16 protein-coding genes are annotated in these 20,142 nt (G+C 64.8%); 11 read left to right on the forward strand and 5 right to left on the reverse strand.

What is annotated here, in order from left to right; genetic code table 11:
* Positions 1–224: 224 nt before the first annotated feature.
* Positions 225–1,814, forward strand: coding sequence for a sodium-dependent transporter (locus M1D93_RS00270; RefSeq protein WP_461173213.1), 1,590 nt, complete (start codon positions 225–227; stop codon positions 1,812–1,814).
* Positions 1,811–1,948, forward strand: coding sequence for a methionine/alanine import family NSS transporter small subunit (locus M1D93_RS00275; RefSeq protein ID WP_461173214.1), 138 nt, complete (start codon positions 1,811–1,813; stop codon positions 1,946–1,948). Before M1D93_RS00270 ends, M1D93_RS00275 begins: the two co-directional genes overlap by 4 nt.
* Positions 1,949–1,977: 29 nt before the next feature.
* Here the strand turns inward: M1D93_RS00275 and M1D93_RS00280 are convergent, their stop codons facing one another.
* Positions 1,978–3,642 (reverse strand): beta-L-arabinofuranosidase domain-containing protein, encoded by a 1,665-nt coding sequence (locus M1D93_RS00280; RefSeq protein WP_461173215.1) that lies wholly within the window; start codon positions 3,640–3,642, stop codon positions 1,978–1,980.
* 231 nt (positions 3,643–3,873) lie between these two features.
* Here M1D93_RS00280 and M1D93_RS00285 point away from each other — a divergent pair, with 231 nt between their 5' ends.
* The 7 genes from M1D93_RS00285 to M1D93_RS00315 all read left to right on the forward strand — a co-directional run bounded on the left by M1D93_RS00285 (position 3,874) and on the right by M1D93_RS00315 (position 11,876).
* Entirely contained in the window at positions 3,874–5,208 is a 1,335-nt protein-coding gene (locus M1D93_RS00285) for an ABC transporter substrate-binding protein (RefSeq protein ID WP_461173216.1), read from the forward strand.
* A 144-nt stretch (positions 5,209–5,352) separates the two neighbouring features.
* The gene (locus M1D93_RS00290; RefSeq protein ID WP_461173217.1) at positions 5,353–6,252 is read left to right on the forward strand and encodes a carbohydrate ABC transporter permease; all 900 of its coding nucleotides are present in this window, start codon (positions 5,353–5,355) and stop codon (positions 6,250–6,252) included.
* An 11-nt stretch (positions 6,253–6,263) separates the two neighbouring features.
* A complete protein-coding gene (locus tag M1D93_RS00295) occupies positions 6,264–7,214 on the forward strand; it encodes a carbohydrate ABC transporter permease (RefSeq protein WP_461173218.1) in 951 nt (316 codons plus the stop codon).
* A 3-nt stretch (positions 7,215–7,217) separates the two neighbouring features.
* A complete protein-coding gene (locus M1D93_RS00300; RefSeq protein WP_461173219.1) occupies positions 7,218–8,567 on the forward strand; it encodes an arabinan endo-1,5-alpha-L-arabinosidase in 1,350 nt (449 codons plus the stop codon).
* A 32-nt stretch (positions 8,568–8,599) separates the two neighbouring features.
* The gene (locus tag M1D93_RS00305) at positions 8,600–9,211 is read left to right on the forward strand and encodes a YesL family protein (RefSeq protein ID WP_461173220.1); all 612 of its coding nucleotides are present in this window, start codon (positions 8,600–8,602) and stop codon (positions 9,209–9,211) included.
* A 69-nt stretch (positions 9,212–9,280) separates the two neighbouring features.
* Entirely contained in the window at positions 9,281–10,831 is a 1,551-nt protein-coding gene (arfA, locus tag M1D93_RS00310; protein ID WP_461173221.1) for an arabinosylfuranosidase ArfA, read from the forward strand.
* Between the two features lies 1 nt (position 10,832).
* The gene (locus tag M1D93_RS00315) at positions 10,833–11,876 is read left to right on the forward strand and encodes an arabinan endo-1,5-alpha-L-arabinosidase (protein ID WP_461173222.1); all 1,044 of its coding nucleotides are present in this window, start codon (positions 10,833–10,835) and stop codon (positions 11,874–11,876) included.
* 3 nt (positions 11,877–11,879) lie between these two features.
* On the opposite strand, the gene M1D93_RS00320 is transcribed toward M1D93_RS00315, so the two are convergent.
* From M1D93_RS00320 to M1D93_RS00330, 3 genes are all read right to left on the reverse strand, one after another.
* Entirely contained in the window at positions 11,880–12,908 is a 1,029-nt protein-coding gene (locus tag M1D93_RS00320) for a LacI family DNA-binding transcriptional regulator (RefSeq protein WP_461173223.1), read from the reverse strand.
* A gap of 113 nt (positions 12,909–13,021) precedes the next feature.
* Positions 13,022–14,194, reverse strand: a complete 1,173-nt coding sequence (rsgA, locus tag M1D93_RS00325) for a ribosome small subunit-dependent GTPase A (protein ID WP_461173224.1) — start codon at positions 14,192–14,194, stop codon at positions 13,022–13,024.
* A gap of 914 nt (positions 14,195–15,108) precedes the next feature.
* Positions 15,109–15,345: a zinc-ribbon domain-containing protein gene (locus M1D93_RS00330; RefSeq protein ID WP_461173225.1), complete on the reverse strand. Its 237-nt coding sequence runs from the start codon at positions 15,343–15,345 to the stop codon at positions 15,109–15,111.
* Positions 15,346–15,488: 143 nt separating this feature from the next.
* Between M1D93_RS00330 and M1D93_RS00335 the strand changes: the two genes are divergently transcribed.
* The gene (locus tag M1D93_RS00335; protein WP_461173226.1) at positions 15,489–16,640 is read left to right on the forward strand and encodes a GGDEF domain-containing protein; all 1,152 of its coding nucleotides are present in this window, start codon (positions 15,489–15,491) and stop codon (positions 16,638–16,640) included.
* 23 nt (positions 16,641–16,663) lie between these two features.
* On the opposite strand, the gene M1D93_RS00340 is transcribed toward M1D93_RS00335, so the two are convergent.
* Positions 16,664–18,196, reverse strand: coding sequence for a SulP family inorganic anion transporter (locus tag M1D93_RS00340; protein ID WP_461173227.1), 1,533 nt, complete (start codon positions 18,194–18,196; stop codon positions 16,664–16,666).
* Positions 18,197–18,518: 322 nt separating this feature from the next.
* On the opposite strand from M1D93_RS00340, the gene mptB reads away from it, so the two are divergent.
* Positions 18,519–20,141, forward strand: a complete 1,623-nt coding sequence (gene mptB / locus M1D93_RS00345; protein WP_461173228.1) for a polyprenol phosphomannose-dependent alpha 1,6 mannosyltransferase MptB — start codon at positions 18,519–18,521, stop codon at positions 20,139–20,141.
* Position 20,142: the final 1 nt, after the last annotated feature.

A 20,142-nucleotide genomic window follows, 5' to 3' on the forward strand; every position in this document is an offset into this window, starting at 1 on the left:
CCTACTACCGGGGCAGGACACAAGTCCCGAATCCGTGCCCCCTCCCGGGGCGGGACGTGCACAGGGACTTCCCGGAGGGGTGGCATCCGCAGTAAAGTCCCCGGATAGCTCTGCACCGGACACTCACCTCTACGCGAGAGAGAGCTTCACATGAACCGGACACAGTACTGCCGCAGCGCGCGCGGCGTTGTTAAAGCCTGGCCAAGCATCGGGGGCGGGGCGGCATGAGCAGCGCTGCCGCCGAGAGCTCGCGCGGGGCCGGCACGGCCACGCCAGCGAAGCGCGAGACCTTTTCCACGCGCCGGCTCTTCATCCTGTCCGCCATCGGCTCAGCCGTGGGACTGGGCAACATCTGGCGGTTCCCCTACATCGCCTATGACAACGGCGGCGGTGCTTTCCTCATCCCGTACCTCGTGGCCTTGCTGACGGCAGGCATCCCGCTGCTGTTCCTCGACTACGCCGTGGGCCATAAATTCCGGGGCTCCGCTCCGCTGGCCTACCGCAGGCTCCACCGGGTCGCTGAGCCGCTGGGGTGGTGGCAGGTCCTGGTCTGCTTTGTTATCGCGGCCTATTACGCGGTGATCATCGCGTGGTCCCTGATGTACACAATCTTTTCCTTCACGGAGGCATGGGGCGACGACGCCGAGGGCTACTTTTTCGGGAGCTTCCTCAGGGTAGCCGAGGCGCCGGGAGTCGGCTTCACCTACGTGCCGTCTGTGTTCTTTCCCCTGCTGCTGGTCTGGATAGCCGTCATCCTCATCATGGTGGCCGGGATCCGTAAGGGCATCTCCCGCGCAAACTCCATCCTGCTCCCGCTGCTGGTGGTGATGTTTGTGCTGCTGGTGGTCCAATCGTTGTTCCTGCCAGGTGCCGCTGAGGGTCTCAACGCGTTCTTCACCCCCGATTGGTCCGCGCTGGCCGATCCGTCCGTCTGGGCGGCGGCCTACGGCCACATCTTTTTCTCGCTATCCGTGGGCTACGGCATCATGGTCACCTATTCTTCCTACCTGAAGCGCAGGACGGACCTCACTGGTTCCGGCATGGTGGTTGCCTTCGCGAATTCGGGCTTTGAAATCTTGGCCGGCATCGGCGTGTTTGCCGCCCTGGGCTTCATGGCCCAGGCCGCGGGGGCCGGCGTCAACGATGTGGTGACGCAGGGCATCGGCCTGGCATTCGTCGCGTTCCCGACCATTGTTTCGCAGGCTCCGTTCGGGGCCGTCATGGGTGTGCTGTTCTTCGGATCCCTGGTGTTCGCGGGAGTCACCTCGCTGATCTCGGTACTGGAGGTTATCGTTGCGGCTGTCCAGGACAAGCTCGGCTGGGGCCGGATCAAGGCTTCCATGGTGGTCAGCGTGCTCGTCGCGGCAGTGTCCCTGGCCCTGTTCCCCACGGCGACGGGCCTGTACCTCCTTGACACCTCCGACGCGTTCGTCAACAGCTTTGGCATTACGCTGGGCGCGCTGGTGACCGTGGTGGTGCTGGCATGGTTCCTGCGCAAGCTGCCGCTGTTGTCAGCGCACCTTAGTCACACCTCAACGATCAAGATGCGCCGGACGTGGATGGTACTCGTGGCCGGTGTGGTGCCGCTCGCGTTGATCTACATGGTGTCCAGCGAATTCATCAGCAAGATCTCCACCACCTACGAGGGTTATCCCGAGTGGTTTGTGGGCCTGTTCGGCTGGGGCATGGCCGGCGCGCTGGTGGTCATGGCGCTGGTCCTGACCTTCATTCCATGGAGTCGTAATTCCAAAGCGCATGATGACCCGGAGTACCAATCCATGCTGGACGAGGAAGAAGAGGAGACGGCACGGTGACACCGATTGCAATCACCATGATGATCATTGCCATCCTCACGGTATGGGGCGGCCTGGCATTGGCGCTGCTCAACCTGAAGCGGCACCCGGAAGGCGAGGGCGCACTGCCCGAGGAGCACGCCCCGGAGCTTTGACCGCCCGTTTATGACCGCGTGCCCGGAAGTTACGGGCCGGGTGGTGCAAGGAGTTGGACGGACAGGAGATCCCCTGTCCTCATGCCGGGCAGCGCCGTGACGGTGAAGACGAGTCCGCCGCCAAGGGATGCAGCCCGCCGGGCATCACTGATGTCAAAATCGCTCAGCACCTCCCCGCCCTCCTGCGCCAGACGGAGAGGTTCGCCCAGAGGCAAGCCGTTCAGGCTCAGCTGATGGCAGCGGTTTTCGTTCGGGCGGAAGCAGACCCGCAGCAGGCCGGCGCGGGCGTCCGGATCGTTAAGGACGTAGGAGAACCACCCGGTTGCGTTGCGCCAGTGGATGCCCTCGCCGCCCCCGGCTCTGGTGCCTTCACCACTGAAGCCATGGTCCGCCTCCGGCTGTTGCTCCCCGGCGGTGACGCCATCCACCATTTCCCCCTGCACGACGGCGGCCCGGTCCAGTTTAAGCAGCCCCTCCCGCCGCTCGCGGGGCTCACCGGAGGGCCAGTACACGGTGTACCGCTCGTCGTGAATGGCGTGGAACGGTTCCAGGACAACGGTGCCGGGTTGGCCGTCGGCGTCGGTTACGGACAGCTCCGCCGATAACGTGGCTCTGTCCCGAAGCCGGATGGAGGTGGCGTTGGGAACCACGGGGGTTCCGGCAAGCGGCAGCAAGGGCCCTGAGGCCACGTGCCCCATCCGTTCGTCTGCTGCCTCGAACCCGGGTACGCCTTCCGTTCCCGCCCGCGACGCCAGCACCACGGGGCCGTAAAGGAATGAGACCCAGGGCGAACCGTCCGGCAGGCCTTCGGTTCGAAAGCCGGGGGTGAGCCGGATCCGGACGGCGGAATCGCCCTGCCAGGTACGGCTGATGCTGACGTGGCCGGCGCTCGCCGGCGCGGCCCCGCCGTCGACCTCAAATGCGGTTGCCCATCCCGGACGCCTCAGGCTGATGGTGGCCTCGACGGGGGAGTGCGCTGTGACGTGCAGCGTTGCCTCGTCAGAGTGCGGGAAGTCCGTTTCGAGCCTGACCTGCAGGCCCTTATCCGCCCAGTCGAGGGTCGAGGGGATGTAGAGGTTGACCAGCAGTTCGTTCCCGCTGCGGCTGTAGATCAGTTCACCGTAACGGGCATGGTTTTCCAGCCCCGAGCCGACGCAGCACCACATCGACTCCTGCGCCCGTGAATAGACGCGGTAATGCCGGGGGCGCATGGGTGTGAAGTACACAAATCCGCCGCGGCGGGGGTGCTGGGAGGACAGGATGTGGTTGTAGGTTGCCCGTTCATAAAAGTCGACGGCGGCGGGGTCGCCCACGTGTTCAAAGCGCAGCTTGGCCAGCTTCAGAATGTTGTAGGTGTTGCAGGTTTCAGGACCTTGGGCATCAAGGATCATGGGCGTGAAGTCGGCTGATGGATGGAAGTGTTCCCGCACGCTGTTTCCGCCGACGGAAACGGAGCGGCGCAGGACCACCGAGTCCCAGAAGCTGGAGCTGGCGCGCTCGTATGCCCGGTGGCTGGCGGCGGCGAGCCGGGCGTAACCAACTACCTTGGGGATCTGGGTGTTGGCGTGCAGTCCGTCCAGCTGGTCCCTGCCGCCGGCAAGCGGCTCCAGGACGGCGCGGTGCGCGAAGCGGTGGGCTTCCTTCCGGGAAGTGGGTGCGGCACCGGGCCGCAGCGGGGGAAAGAAATCTTGCAACGTTGTAATGGAAATATGGCATGCGACCTGGATCACGTCAAGCAGTCGCCGCCCCGAGCTGGGGACATTCGTTTTCCAACCCTTGACGATTCATCTGCTGCTGTGTGATGGTTTCTTACAACGTTGCAAAGAACCTCGCAAAGACGCTCCGCTACCGCGGCGTGCGGGGTCCGGTACCGCTCAGCTCAGCCAATACACTTGTTGCTCCACCCAACCCGGAAGGACTGCGTGATGATGAAGTCACGTCCCATGGCCGCAACCCTGGCGCTCTTTACCGCCGCCGGCCTTATGCTCGGCGGTTGCTCCGCCCCCACCGGCGGGGACGCCGGCGGCGAAAAGAAGCTCACGTTTATGTTCCGCGGAGGTGAAGACGAGAAGAAGGCCTATGAAAAGGCCGTGGAGCAGTTCGAAGCGGCCAACGGTGTGGACGTGGACATTATCGTAACCACCGCTGACCAGTACGCTACGAAGCTGAAGGCCGCGATTGCCGGCAAGCAGGTCCCGGATGTGTTCTACATCGGACCCGGCGACGTCCAGGCCTACGTGCAGAACGGCATCGTCAAGGACATCACCGAATACGTGGAAGGCTCCGACACCATCGACCTGGAGAACATCTGGGAGTACGGCGTCGACAGCTACCGCTACGACGGGAAGAGGGTGGGGGAGGGTGCCATCTACGCCCTGCCCAAGGACGTGGGCCCGTTCTCCTTCGGCTACAACAAGACGATGCTGGAGAAGGCCGGGATTCCGCTGCCGGACAAGGACAAGCCGTACACCTTCGACGAGTTCGTGGCAGCTGCCAAGAAGCTGACGGCGGACACCAACGGCGACGGCACCCTGGACCAGTGGGGCACCGGCCTGAACGTCCAGTGGAACCTGCAGCCGTTTGTCTGGTCCAACGGCGGGGACTGGCTCAACGAGGACCGCACCAAGGTTACGGTGGACACCCCGGAGTTTGCTGAATCGCTGCAGTGGTTTGCCGACCTGCAGAATGTCCACGGTGTGACACCTTCGGTGGCTGAAGCCCAGACCTTGGACACCTACCAGCGCTGGATGAAGGGCGAAATCGGGTTCTTCCCCATCGCCCCCTGGGATCTCTCCACCTACCAGAAGCTGGGCTTTGAATGGGACGTTATTCCTTACCCGGCCGGAGACAGCGGCAAGACGGCCAGCTGGATCGGTACCCTCGGCGTCGCTGTCTCGGAAAGCACGAAGTACCCCGAAGAAGCTGTAAAGCTGGTGGAATACCTCACCGCCAACAAGGAAGCCCAGCAGAGCTTGGTGGACGCCGGAATCCAGATCCCCAACCTGAAGGACATGGCCGAGACCTGGGCCGCGGACACCACCACCAAGCCGGCCAACAAGGCCGAGTTCCTCGAAATCGTGAAGGACTACGGCCGGGCGCTGCCAGGCGGCAATACCTTCAACGCTGAGTGGTACGACGAACTCTTCACCAACATTCAGCCTGTTTTGGACGGCAAGCAGACGGCGGCGGACTACCTGAAGGAAGCACAGCCCAGGATGCAGGAATTCCTGGACTCCGCAAACCAGCAATCCGGCAACTAACGCCGTAATTGACAGGGCTGAAACAGCCCCAACAACCCAGGTGCCGCGGCTGCGTCCAGCGCGGCCGCGGCACCCGGCCCCACGCACGTTTCCGGTGCACTTTTCCCTTCAGCACCACCATCACGAATCAAAGAGGATCCAGCGATGTCAACCATCACCCGCCGCTCGCGGCTTCACCGGAAGGAACACCAGGCCGCCCTTGCATTTGTTGCCATACCGGTGATCGGGTTCCTCCTCTTTACGCTCTTCCCGCTCCTTTTCTCTGTCTATGCATCGTTCACGAACTGGAATGGCATCTCGGCGCCGGTCTTCAAGGGCCTGGACAACTACACAAAGATGTTCGGCGACCGCTACTTCCTGCAGTCGCTCTGGAACACGCTGTACATGATGATCGGCATTCCGATCGGCCTGGTCATCTCACTGGGCCTGGCCCTGGCCATGAACCGCAAGATGCGCGGAACCACGTTCTTCCGCACCGTCTACTACCTGCCCGTGATCTCCTCGATCGCCGCCGTCGCCATCCTCTGGCAGTGGGCCTTCAACGGCGACTTCGGCCTCATCAACCAAGGCCTTGCCCTGGTGGGGATCGACGGCCCCAACTGGCTGCAGGACACCCAGACAGTCAAGCCGGCGCTCATCATCATGGCCATCTGGAAGGGCCTGGGATACTCCATGCTGCTTTACCTGGCCGCCCTCCAGTCGGTTCCCCGCTATCTCTATGAAGCAGCCGCGCTCGACGGCGCCACCGCCTGGCAGCAGTTCCGGCACATCACCATTCCCATGGTCCGGCCGGTCACCTTCTTCCTCATCGTCACCAGCATCATCGGAGGATCCCAGATCTTCGTGGAGATCAACATCATGACCCCCACCGGCGGCCCTGAATTCCAGTCGGCTTCCATCGTTTGGTACATCTGGCAGAAGGCGTTCGATAACCTCCAGATGGGCTACGCATCGGCCATGTCCGTGGTCCTGGGACTGCTGGTCTTCGCCATCACCTTCATCCAGTTCCGGCTCAACCGCCGCAACCAGTTCTCGATCGATTGAGGCAGGCAGCCATGTCCGCACAGAATGTCATCACCACTCCACCACTGGAACCGAGCCAGGAAATTCCTGGCGGCACCGGGGGTTCACGCTCTTCCGCTTCGCGGGCAACCGGCGGCAGCCGGTCCGCCAAGGACACGCTCCGCCTGGGAAACATCCTTACCACGTTGATCCTCAGCGTCGGTGCCATCGTGATGATCGCCCCGCTCGCCTGGACGTTCTCCACCTCGCTCAAGACCAAGGACGGCGTCTTTGAGCTTCCGCCGCAGTGGATCCCGGATCCGTTCGTGTGGGAGAACTACGCCCGCATCTGGACTGCCGGCCCGCTCCTTACCGGCATCCAGAACAGCCTGATCGTGGCATGCTCGGTGACCATCGTGGGCTCGCTGACCTCCGCGCTCGCGGCCTTTGCCTTCGCCAAGATGCGGATGCCCTTCAAGAACGTCCTGTTCCTGGGACTCCTGTCCGGGCTCATGATCCCGTTCCCCACCCTGATGATTCCGCAGTTCACCATCTTCGCCAGCATCGGCTGGGTGGATACGCTGCTGCCGCTGATCGTGCCGGGACTCTTCGGCAACATCATCATGATCTTCTTCCTGCGCCAGTTCCTGAACAGCATCCCGGACTCCATCGTCGAAGCAGCCAGGATCGATGGTGCCTCCTACCTGCAGATCTTCTGGACCCTCATCCTGCCGGCCATCCGCCCGGCCCTCGCCGCCCAGTTCATCCTCTGGTTCATGGCGATGTGGAACGACTACCTCGCCCCGATCATCTACTTGAACTCGCCGGGTACCCAGACGCTGCAGCTGGTCATTGCCAACTTCAACGCCCAGTACGCCATCCAGACGGACTACCCGCTGATCATGGCCGCATCTTTCGTGGCGCTCCTGCCGGTACTGATCGTCTTCGTGGTGTTCCAGCGCCAGATCATCGAATCCATCGCGCTCTCCGGCTCCAAGGGCTGAACCGTGGCTATCGATCTTGACGTTTCCCGCGAGCTGCTTCCGCTCCCTGCAGGGGCCCGCCGGGAGCCTTCCTCCTGGGGAGCCCGCCACGCCCACGATCCCACCGTAGTGCGGGACGATGACGGCACCTATTACATGTTTTCCACTGACGCCGTCGCCAACTCGGAAGATATACCGGCAGGAGTACATATCAGGACCTCCGCGGACCTGGTGGAGTGGACGTACACCGGAACAGCTTTTGACGGCGTGCCGGAAGCGGCTGCGCAATGGTCCGGGGCGCGGGGGTTGTGGGCGCCCGACGTGGTCCGCTGGCCGAACGGCGAATGGCATATGTACTACTCGGCGTCGACCTTCGGCTCCAACACCTCCGCCATCGGGCTTGCCGTTGCACCATCACCGGCCGGCCCGTGGGAGGACCGCGGCCTGGCGGTGGCAACGAGGAAAGGCGAACATTCCCAAAACGCCATAGACGCGGCAGTAACCTTTGATGCCGATGGCCTCCCCTGGCTGACCTACGGGTCCTTCTTCTCCGGCATCTACATCCTCCCGCTGGACCGGAACACTGGGCTGCCGCTGGTGGAGGGTGATCTCGGATCAGTCATCGCCCGCCGGGCGAAGTCCGTGGAGGGGGCGGTGGAAGGCGCCTTTGTCCTGTACCGGCCTGAGGAAAACCGCTACGTCCTCTTTTGCTCCTACGATTCCCTCTTCAATACCTACAACATGCGTGTGGGCGTAGCGGACTCCATCACCGGTCCCTACCGCGACTTCCGTGGCACGGACATGACGGACATGGACGCCCCTCCCGCGGCTGTGGGAACCAAGCTGCTGGGCAGTTACCAGTTCGACGGCGGCACCGGGTGGCTGGCCCCCGGCCACAATTCAGTCCTCACCCAGGCGGGTCCGCACGGCATGGAGTATTTCGCGGTCCATCACGTCCGCTTCGCCGCGGACCCGAGCCAACACGTGGTCCAGCTCCGGCGGGTCTTCTTTACCGCGGCTGGCTGGCCTGTGGTCTCGCCCCAGCCCTTCGCCGGAGTGCAACGTGAAACGCTCCCCTCACCTGTTCCGGTGGCAGGAACCTGGCAGGTTCTCCGTTTCGCTCCTGAGTCCACAGACCTTGTCAGGGCTGTGGCCAGGGAACTCGAAAGCACCACCGGCGGCTGCGCTGTTTCCTCCGGTGCGCCAGCCCACATCCGGCTCCGGACCGCCACCCCCGGGCCAGAAGATGCCGTTGAGCTTGACGCAGTAGTTTTCGGTTCCTGGGACTGGGCCGGGGGCCGGACTGCCTTGTCCTTCAGCGGCATAGACCAGCACGGCGTGGCCTGGTCCGGAACCCGGGATGCACCGCGATGAATGATGCTCCCCTGGGATGGGCCGGACGTTTGATGGACTGGCTCCGTTTCGCAAGCCGGCTGGTCCTGGTCAACGTGCTGTTTGTGGCCGGAGTCCTGGCCGGGCTGGTGGTCCTGGGGGTCTTCCCCGCGGCCGTCGCCGCCACCTCAGTCCTGGGCAGGCTGCGCCGCGGAGCGGCCGGGGACACGCTGCTCCGGGACTTCGTCACGGCCTACCGCTTCCAGTTCTGGCACGCCAACCGGGTGGGAAGTGTCTTTTGGATAGCCGGAGGCGTACTCCTCCTGGACTTCCTGGTGCTGCTGGGACCGGCCGGGCCCGCGATCCCGCCTGCCACGCACGCTGTCCTCCTGGCGCTTTCAACGGTTGCCGCCCTGGTAACGGTGGCTGCCGCGGCAACCGCGGTTGCCCTGTGCAGCCGCTATCGGGACAAGGCGGCGAGGACGTGGCGGACGGCCTTTGTGCTGCCGCTGGTCTCGCCGGTGATGAGCCTGTCCATGCTGGTCACCCTGGCGGCCGCCGCCGTCGCTTTTTCCGGGCTGACGGTGCTGGTGCCCCTTGTGGGGGCGTCGGTTCCCCTGCTGCTCTCCGGTTGGCTGGTGGGGAAACGGCTCGCCGCGCTTGAACCCGCCGGTTCCCCCGCCTAGAACCCCCTGACCACCCGCCCCTTCCTACTTCCCAATATCTACAACGTTATACAGAACAGGAACACACCAATGACCATCACCTCAGCCGCTGCCGACCAAACGGAACTGGCCGTTGTGGCACCCACCGTCGTCACTATCGACAGGGCCGCTGTTGTGGCACCTGTCAGCCGCCGCATCTTCGGGTCCTTCGTGGAGCACCTGGGCCGCTGTGTCTACGACGGCATCTACGAGCCGGAGCATCCCACTGCCAACGAGGACGGCTTCCGGCTGGACGTCATCGAACTGGTCAAGGAGCTGGGCTCGAGCACCATCCGCTACCCGGGCGGCAACTTCGTCTCCGGCTACCGCTGGGAGGACGGCGTTGGCCCGCGCCACCAGCGCCCGGTCCGGCGTGACCTCGCCTGGCACTCGCTCGAGTCCAACCAGGTGGGTCTGGATGAGTTCGCCCGCTGGTGCAAGCTCACCGGCTCGGAGCTGATGATGGCCGTGAACCTTGGAACCCGCGGCATCGAAGCCGCCCTCGACCTGCTGGAATACACCAACCATCCCTCGGGGACCGCACTCAGCGAGCAGCGCATCGCCAACGGCACCAAGGATCCCTATAACATCACCATGTGGTGCCTTGGTAACGAGATGGACGGTCCCTGGCAGATCGGGCACATGTCCGCCGAGGATTACGGAAAGCTCGCGGCCCGCACCGCCTCCGCCATGAAGACCGCCGACAAGAACCTCGAACTCGTAGTCTGCGGCTCCTCCGGATCCTCCATGCCCACGTTCGGTGAGTGGGAGCGGGTAGTCCTGGAGCACAGTTACAACTACGTGGACTACATCTCCTGCCATGCCTACTACCAGGAGCGCAACGGCGACCTCGGCTCCTACCTGGCGTCCTCGCTGGACATGCAGTACTTCATCGAGACCGTGGTGGCCACCGCAGACCACGTCAAGCACAAGCTCAAGAGCAAAAAGACCATCCAGCTCTCCTTCGACGAGTGGAACATCTGGTACCTGGACGAGCACCAGGCTTCCGACGAGGTCAACGAGGAATGGACGCACGCGCCGCGCCAGCTCGAGGACACCTACTCCGTGGCCGACGCCGTGGTGTTCGGCAACCTGCTGATGACGCTCCTGAAGAACCACGACCGGGTTGCCGCCGCATCCCTCGCCCAGCTGGTCAACGTGATCGCCCCCATCATGACCGAACCGGGCGGTGACACCTGGCGGCAGACCACCTTCTTCCCGTTCTCCGTCACGTCCCGCCTCGCGAAAGGCGAAGTGCTCCGCCCCAGGATCGAGGCCGGAACCTACACGACGGCGGTCTACGGTGAGGCCCCGCTGGTGGACTCAGTGGCAACCACCGATGCCGCTACCGGAGAATCGGCCGTCTTCCTGGTCAACCGCAGCCTGACCGAGGCCATCGACGTGACGATCAACGTCTCCGAACTCAACGCGAAGACGATCACCGAGGCCGTGACCCTGCACGATGAGGACGTTTACGCCAAGAACACCCTTCAGGACCAGAACCGCGTGGGCCTGAAGCAGCTCGACGGCGCCGTCCTGGACGAGGGCACGCTCACCGTGACGCTTCCGCCGGTGTCCTGGTCCGCCGTCGCGCTTGGCTGACGTGACCCAGCCAAAAAGGCCCGCTGCCGGCCGCCCTGCTGTTCGATGGACAGCGGCGCGGCTGGCGGCGGTGCTGGCCGCCGTCGTCCTTGTCCTGACTGGATGCGGCGCAGCGGCGCCTGCGCCAGAGGCAGGACCGGCCGCCGAACTTCGTGGTGACTTCTTCACGCACGATCCCGCGCTGGTCAAGGGGGAGGACGGTGAACCCTGGTTCATCTACTCGACCGGGAACGGGCAGGTGGCGGACGGCAACATCCAGGTGCGGCGCTCAGGCGACGGCGTGAACTGGGAGTACGCCGGCGAGGTGTGGCCGGCGAAACCCGCCTGGCTCAAGGAAGCGGTGCCGGGCGTGGACAACCTCTGGGCGCCGGAGCTGTACGAGCACGAGGGGACCTGGTACCTCTACTACTCCGCGTCCACGTTCGGGAAGAACCTCTCGGTGATCGCACTGGCCACGAACACCACCCTTGACCCTGCCGACCCGGACTACAAGTGGGTGGACCAGGGGCAGGTGGTCTCCTCCAAGGGGGAGAGGTTCAACGCCATCGACGCCGGCATCGCGGAAGACGAAAACGGCACTCCGTGGATGTCCTTCGGTTCCTTCTGGACCGGACTGCAGCTGGTGGAACTCGAGTGGCCCACTGGCCTTCGGGCGGGGACGGAAGAACCGGTGACGATCGCGGACCGGAAAGCACCGCCGAATGCGATCGAGGCGCCATACATCCTGCCGCACGACGGCAAGTATTACCTGTTCTTCTCCCGCGATTTCTGCTGCCAGGGGCTCGAGAGTACGTACAACATCGCTGTCGGCAGGGCTGAGAACATCGCCGGACCCTATGTGGACGCCGAGGGTAAGGGACTGCTCGACGGCGGCGGCACGCCCCTCCTGGCATCCGACGGCGGGCGCGTGGGGCCGGGCGGGCAGTCCGTTTCCGGCACTACGCTCGCGTTCCACTACTACGCGGAGGAACTCGACGGCGCCTTCCGCCTGGGGCTCGCCGAGCTGGAGTGGACGGACGGCTGGCCTGCAGCGCGTTGGAAATAGGACCTACGCGGCACCAACCGCCGCGCTGCCCACAGTTGATTCACGGGTCACTACGCGGAACGCCGTCTCGATCTCCCGCGGCGGCGTTCCGGCGGGCTCCTTGATCCGCTCCAGCAACATGGTGATGGCAGTTTCGGCGATCTCCGTGCGGCCGGGATCAACAGTGCTCAGCGTGGGGAGGGTGTAGCGGGTTTCGTCCAAATCATCGAAGCCGATCACGGCGACGTCGTCCGGGACCCGGTAACCTGCTTCCTGCAGGACACGCACGGCGCCCTGGGCAAGGGTGTCGTTGAGGCCGAAGACGGCGTCGAAGGACACCCCGCGGTCCAGGAGGTCGTGCATCGCTGCGGCGCCGTTGGACCGGTGCCAGTCCACCACACAGGCGACGATCCCGTCGTCGTACGGGATCCCCCGGGCCTCAAGGGCCTCCCGGTACCCCCGCAGGCGGAGGCCCGCCGAGCCGATGACCTCGCCCTCATGGGCGCCGACGACGGCAATGCGTTTCCTGCCGAGGTCCAGCAGGTGCTCGGTAGCGGCCCGTGCTGCCGGAACGTTCTGCATGGTGACGTGGTCTGAAGAACTGCCGAAGATGCGCTCGCCGAGGAGGACAATCGGCACGTCAGCCTTGATCAGGTCCGCATCTTCCTGGCCCAGGGCCAAGGGGCTAAAGAGCAGGCCGTCGGACATTTTAAGCCGCGGGCTGGCCATCACCTCAAGTTCGCGGTTGCGGTCCGCGCCGGTCTGTTCGATGAGCACCACCAGGCCGCGTTTCGCGGCAGCTTCGATCACGGCGTCGGCAAGTTCCGCGAAATAGGGAAGGCGCAACTGAGGCAGCGCCAGGGTGATGGCTCCGGTGTGCCCGGAACGCAGGCTGCGGGCGGTCAGGTTGGGCCGGTAGCCCAACTCTTCGATGGCCTTCTCCACCTTGGCGCGGGTAGTGTCCCGGACATGGGGGTGGTTGTTGATCACGTTGGAGACGGTCTTGAAGGACACTCCCGCCACGCGGGCCACGTCGTGAAGAGTTGCCGCCATCCCTGTCCCCCTGCTCCTGCCGCGGCCCGCAGGCCAGTACCTGCAATTTTACAACGTTGAATCGACTCAACCGCTTCCGGGCGTCGGGGGGCCGCCTGCGGCCCCCCGACCCCTCAGCGCCGCTTTCGGCCCGACCGCTCCCTGCGCTCAGCGGTCTCCCGCTCGGCCCACCGCTGTGACTTCCCGGCGGACACCACCTTCTGGTGCCACTCCCGCTGGTAGGCGCGCTGCGCCGCGGCGTCGCTTCGGCGGGCCAAGGCGGCCAGTTCGCGCTGCAGCTTCAGGTAGTTGTGCCAGCGGCGTTCCTCCAGCACGCCGTCGGCAATGGCCTGCTGCACGGCGCAGCCGGGCTCGCCCTGGTGGGCGCAGTCCGCAAACCTGCACTGATCCGCCAGTGCTTCCACGTCGCCGAACATCTCGCCGATGCCGTCCTCGGCGTCGAAAAGTCCGAAGCCGCGAACGCCGGGCGTGTCCATCAGGACCCTCCCGTTCGGAAGCGGCACCAGTTCCCGCGACGTGGTGGTGTGTTTGCCCTTGAAGTCGCCGGCGCGCACCTCCCCGGTATCCTGGACGTCGCGGCCCGCCAGCGCGTTGATGAGCGTGGACTTTCCGGCGCCCGATGGGCCCAGGAGGACGATGGTGCCGCCCGCCGGAATGTGCGCCAGCAGCTCGTCGATGCCGTCACCGCTTTCCGCAGACGTCGTTACCACGTCCACGCCCGCCGCCTGTACCATGACTTTCCCGACGACGTCGTCCGCCACCTCGGCGAGGTCCGCCTTGGTGATGATCACCAGGGGAATGGCGCCGGAGTCCCACGCCGCCACGAGGGTGCGCTCCAGCCGGTTGTGCGTCAGCGGCCGGTCCACCGGCACCACCACGCCCACCACGTCCATGTTCGCGGCCAGGACCTGCGCCGCGGAGGAGTCCTCGAAGGCACGCTTGCGGCTGAGCTCCGAGCGGCGCGGAAGGACGCCCAGGATCTGGCGCTCCCCGGCCCGGTTGGGTCCGATCCAGACCCAGTCACCGGTGACGGCAGTTTCACCCGTCAGCGGATAGGGCAAGTGCAGGAGATCCGCACCCGCCGCCACCAGCAGCAGGTTGCGGTCCACGCGGACCACCCGTCCCGGCCCGGTTGCCTCCGGGAGGGCATGGTCTTGGAAGTGTTGGGCGACGGCCGGGGTGTAGCCGTACAGGAGCGGACCGTTGCTGGTTGAAGTGGCGATGCTTGAAGTGTTGGTGCTTGACGTGCTGATGCTGTCCAGGGCGCTGCCTGAAGATGTATTCACTGTGATACCTCAAGGGATGCCCCCTGCCTGCCGGCCGCCGTCGGGCGTGGTGCCAGGCGCTCCGCGGAGAGCTCAGGCGGGGCCGGTGCGGTACAGGGGAAGGGTCTGGATGATGGGTGCGGAGCGCGTTGGGCGCACGGCTGTGACAGTCATCGAAAACACCTCCCTTTCCCGACAAGCGGGGACTGGTATCGAGTCCCGCTGTTTGAGCTGCATGGCTTCAGGCCGGCCATCACCTGACGTGGACGGTGCCCATCCGGTCCTACTGTAGCTGCGGGCGGCGGGATCCACCAGAGTGTAGTTGAAGATGCCGCGTCCGCCGCTGGACGAAAATTTGGTGCAACTGCCAGGCCCTGGTTGGGAGGGTCCGGGTTTGGTTTTCGCTAATCATGGACAGCGCTCAGGGCCGGGTTCACAATGAGGGGTGTGGTGCTCTGCCCCTGATGCTCCGAGTGCCGGCGGCCCAGAGCGTCAGTTGGTCACGGAGGAGGAATAATGCGGATGACGTTGATAAGGGCGGCCGTACTTGTTGCCTTTGTTGGAAGCATGTTCTGTATTCCTGCTGCGGCCATTGCCTACGGAGGCTTCGGAGCCGCGGTGGTTCCGGTCGCGGCTGCCTCACCGGGAGTTGCCCCGGGGCAGCAGTCCTCCCCTACTGATGCCCCGACCGGACCGACACCCGCGCCAACCGGAACGGCAACTCCGGCCGAATCCTCACCGCCTCCTCCGGGAGGTCCGAGCAACACCGGAACGGCCCAGGGGAACGACACGACAGCCCTCGTGATTGCTGTTGCGCTTATCTTGGCAATTTTGCTCGTGGTGTTCTACCTGTGGAGACGGCGGAGATCGGTGCGGGACCTGTAAGGGGAACGATAAGCGTCCGGCAGGAACCACCGCCTGGAACAAACAGACTCCTAGCGCTGGAGTTCCAGTGCCCGCTTCTCCCGTGCAGAGATTTTGGAGACGTAGCCGCAGTTCGTGCAGGTGATCTGGTAGGACCGCGACGTAGTGAACACCGGAATGAAGAACAAGGTGAACTTGGTGGCCCGCTCCTCGAGATGGTGGTGGACGAACGAGCGGCAGTACTGGCAGGTGGCCGGCTTGCCGGGGAGCGCCTTAAGCACTGTCTTGAAACCGAAGAGAAGAAGCATGGGTTTTGCCTTTCGGTGGTCCTGCGGGCTCTCTGACAACCCTAACCCCTGGAAAAGGCTGTGCGGGTAGCCTGACAGGCTCCCGGACCGATGCAATACTGGGGGTCAGCGCGCTTTTCGGCCATCGGGGGGACTTCGGTTACATGGTTCTGGATACCGCCACGCTGAGAATCGCGTTTGGCCTGATGGCACTGGTTCTGGTGCTCCTCTTCTACTTCTCCGCGTATCGGACCACACGCTCGCCGTACAGCGGCTGGTGGTGCCTGGCCCTTATCTTCTTCCTCACCGGCTCTGCCTGTTACCTGCTGGACGGGACGGCCCACCAGATCTGGGCCAACCCGGCGGGCAACGTGCTGCTGGTGCACGGCGGGGTGGCAGTGTGGGCAGGCGCCCGTTCGCTGCGCACGGTGCCGCCGCCTAACTGGGCGTTCACCGGCATCCCGCTGCTTACCCTGGTCGCGTCCGTGGTGGACAACCCGGCCACCAACACGTGGTCCGGCGGGCCCGTGTTTCTCGCCGCGATGGGTGCCACCATAGGGCTGGCGGCCCGCGAGCTGTGGCGCCTGGAGCCAGGCTATTCGCGTGTCCGGATTCCCATGGCCGTATCCGCCGGAGGATTCGCAGTCTTCTACTTCTTCCGCTGGTTGGCGTTTGTTGTGGAGGGCCAGAACGGCCCTACCTTCGTCACCGTCTTCGGTTCCGCCGTCACCACGCTGGTGACAATGGTGCTGCTGGTGGTGGTTTCGTTCAGCATGGCCGCGTTAAGCAGCGAACAGCAGACCAGGGCCCTGCGGGTGGTCGCTTCCCGGGATGACCTCACCGGGCTCCTCAACCGCAAGGCCTTTATGGACCTCGCTGCCGAACAGTTGGCCGATCGTGCCGTCACCCGGGGTTCCGGCACCCTCATCCTGGCCGACCTGGACCACTTCAAATCCGTCAACGACACCTACGGCCACGCCGCCGGGGACCTCGCCCTCCAAGCCTTCGCGGACGCCTGCACGGCGACAGTCCGCTCCACTGACCTTGTGGGCCGGTACGGCGGGGAGGAGTTTGTCCTTCTTTTGCCGGGTACCAGCGCAGAACGGGCTGAAACGATCGCTGAGGAGATCAGCCGGCGCCTGGCGGCGGCACCATTGGGGGACGGAATGGAGATGCCGACCGTCAGTTACGGGATTTCGGTGTACGACGACGGCACCAGGGACGTGGACCACCTCATCGCTACCGCAGACGCCGCCTTATACACGGCCAAATCACTGGGCAGGAACCGGACTGCCCGCAGCGACCGGATGAGCTAACGCGGCCGACGGTGCCCTGGCCGTCAGCCGCCGGTGTTGAGCTTTCCGGCCAGCCGCTCGCGCATCTGAACGCTGGCCGAGTTCAGGCCCAGCAGTTCCACCTCCCGGCCGTGGCGGCGGTACTTCTCGGTCACGGCGTCCAGCACGGCGATGGTGGAGGCATCCCAAAGATGCGAGGCGTGCAGGTCCACCACCACCCGGCTGATCTCCGGCTCGGCGTCCAGGGCGTACTCGAACTGCATGTAAAGGTCGTTCGACGAGGCAAAGAACAACTCGCCGTCCACGGTGTACGTGGCAACATTCTCGCCGTTGATCTCAAGCACCGTCCGCTCAACGGTGACAAAGTGCGCCACCCGCCGGGCGAACATGGCCATTGCGGCCAGCACTCCGACGCCGACACCGATGGCCAGGTTGTGCGTCGCGACCACCACACCCACCGTGATCAGCATGACGGCGGTTTCCGACTTGGGCATCCGCCGCAGGGTCCGCGGGGCGATGGAGTGCCATTCGAAGGTGATGGCGGAGACAAAGATCATTACCGCAACCAGGGCTGCCATGGGGATGAGGCCCACCACATCACCCAGCACCACCACGAGGACCAACAGGAACACGCCGGCCAGGAAGGTGGATACACGGCTCCGCGCCCCGGAGCCCTTGACGTTGATCATCGTCTGCCCGATTACCGCGCAGCCGCCCATCCCGCCAAGGAACCCGGTGACAATATTGGCAACACCCTGCCCCCACGATTCCCTGGTTTTGTTGGAACGCGTATCAGTGATGTCGTCCACCAGCTTGGCGGTCATCAGGGATTCGAGCAGTCCCACCAGCGCCATTGACAGCGAAAACGGCGCCAGGACCTGGAGAGTCTCCCACGTCAGCGGGACGTCAGGAAGGAAGAAGCCCGGCAGGCTTTCGGGCAGCTGGCCCTTGTCATTGACGGTGGGGACGTTAAGGCCGGCCAGGACGGCAACGACGGTGAGCACCACAATAGCAACCAGAGGTGAGGGCACCGCCGTCGTAATTTTCGGCAGCCCCACCACGATGACCAGGCCGGCGGCGACGAGGGGGTAGACCAGCCAGGGGACGCCGATCAGCTCCGGCAACTGGGCCATAAAGACCAGGATGGCCAGGGCGTTGACGAAACCCACCATGACGGATCGCGGGATGAAACGCATGAGCCGGGTGACGCCGGCCACCGCGAGGAGGATCTGGAAGACACCGGCCAGGATGACGGCCGCAATCAGATAATCCAGCCCGTGGCTGCGCATCAGCGGAGCGATCACGAGCGCCACGGCTCCGGTTGCGGCAGAAATCATCGCGGGCCGACCGCCCACGAAGGAGATGGTCACCGCCATGGTGAAGGAAGCGAAGAGGCCGATCCGCGGGTCCACGCCCGCAATCACCGAGAACGCGATGGCTTCTGGAATGAGCGCCAGCGCCACCACCAGCCCGGCTAAGGCTTCGGTTTTCAACCGCCGGGGGGAGCGCAGCGTGGTGCGCACGGACTGCAGTTGGTGGGGCGAGGGCGCCCTGTTCGCGGCGGTGGAAACAGCCATGGTCCGGCTCCAATCGGGCATCGGATGGGCGGCGGCAGCGGAGTACGTGCCCTCGCAAGGGTGTGGGTGGTCAGAACGGAAGGCGCTACCTTGGGCCGGGGTGAAGAGTCGGCCGGGCACAGGCGGCGTGCACGCGGCCCGGACTCTCCAACTTTACGCGGCGCAGTGGAGGAAGTTTTACCTGCGCCTGTTGTCAAACTGTGGCTTGCTGCGGGCCGTCATCCTGAAGCAGCGGGAAGCCCGGCTGGTAAAATGGCCGGGTTGCAGGGCGGCCTTTTCGCTGGTGCAACCAGCGCCGTAACGAAGTAGGGGACCAACAATCATGACGGCAGGCGGTGCAGACCTCGGGACGTCGGAAAGCCAGCCAGGCTTGCCGGCCACCGCCGTCGCCGAGCCCGCCAGGCGCCGCGCCTACGTGGCAACCGTTGAGGGGTTCCTGGGCGCCCTCATGATGTTCGTCGGGTCCATAGGCACCGGCTGGATCGCCAACGGCTCGCCCATGATCCGCCAGCCCGTGGTCATCGCCCTCCGCACCGAAGGCTGGGGAGTGACGGTTTCCACCATCCTGCTGACGGTGGGCGCCATGGTGCTGATGCGTTCGTGGCTGCGGTTGGGACAGCGGCTGGCTGACTGGGGCGCATCGTCCCTGCGGTCCGTTGTCATCGCCATCTCTGCCTGGTCCCTGCCCCTCCTGTTCTGCGTGCCTGTCTTTTCCCGCGACGTCTACGCCTACACAGGCCAGGGCCGGCTGGTAATGGAAGGCCAAAACCCCTACGAGGTGGGCATCTCCACGCTCAGCAACTGGTTCTCCCTCGGGGCGGACCCTGCCTGGGCGGAGAACAGGACCCCGTACGGACCGTACTTTCTTTGGCTGGCGCGCGCCGTCGTCGGGCTGACCGGCGCCCAGCCCGACGTCTCCGTGCTGCTCTTCCGCCTCCTCGCCGGCGCCGGCGTCCTGCTCTGCGTCATCTACGTGCCAAAGCTGGCGGAACTGCACGGCGTCAACGGGGCCCGTGCACTGTGGATCTCCGTGGCCAACCCCCTGTTCCTGATCAGCTTCATCGCCAGTGCGCACAATGACGCACTCATGGTGGGGCTCGCCGTGGCGGGCGTCTACTTCGCCGCAACGCGCCGCTACCTGCTGGGCATCCTCCTCGTCACCGCCTCCATCGGCATCAAGCCGATCACTGTGCTCCTGCTTCCGTTCATCGGCCTGATGTGGGCGGGTCCCGCCGCCTCCTGGCCGCGCAAGTTCCTTATGTGGGGTGCGACGGCGGGCATCAGTTTGGGGGTGCTGGCCCTCAGCGGCATCCCCTACAACCTGGGGCTGGGCTGGACCTGGGCCATCATGGACCCGACGCCAGGCTACACGGGCTACTCGCCGTCAGGCTTCCTGGGACAGCAGGTCGAGTTCCTGGGCAACGTGCTGGGGCTGCCCGGCGGGACCTTCGCCACCGTGCTGCGGACGGGCATGAAGTATGCCGCCATCGGACTGGTCCTGCTGCTGATGTTCCGCGGCGACTACTCACGGGCCGTGCGCCGGATGGCCCTCGCGTTCACGGCCGTCGTGATGCTGTCACCCATCATCCAGCCCTGGTACATCCTCTGGTTTGTGCCGTTCCTGGCAGTAACCGGAATCCGTGATGACTGGCAGATCAGGTCGTTCTACGTGGGCGTGACCTTCTTTGTGGTGTTCGGCGCGCAGGACCAGCTTTCCGTGTGGTCCTTCGTTGAGCTGCCCATCGACGCGTCGTCGCTGGCATTCGTGACGGCCCTGGCGTTCACGTTCTACCTTTTATTCCTCGACGTGCATACACGCAAACTGCTGATCGAAGGGAAGCCCTTGGACCTGGCGAAGCGGGGCTGGAGCTGGCTTCTCGCCCGGCGTGACGCCCGGCGCCTGAGGGCGGAGCAGCCCGACCGGCAGCAGCTGGGAAGCCGCTGAC

Source organism: Arthrobacter sp. Z1-9, from assembly GCF_054792695.1.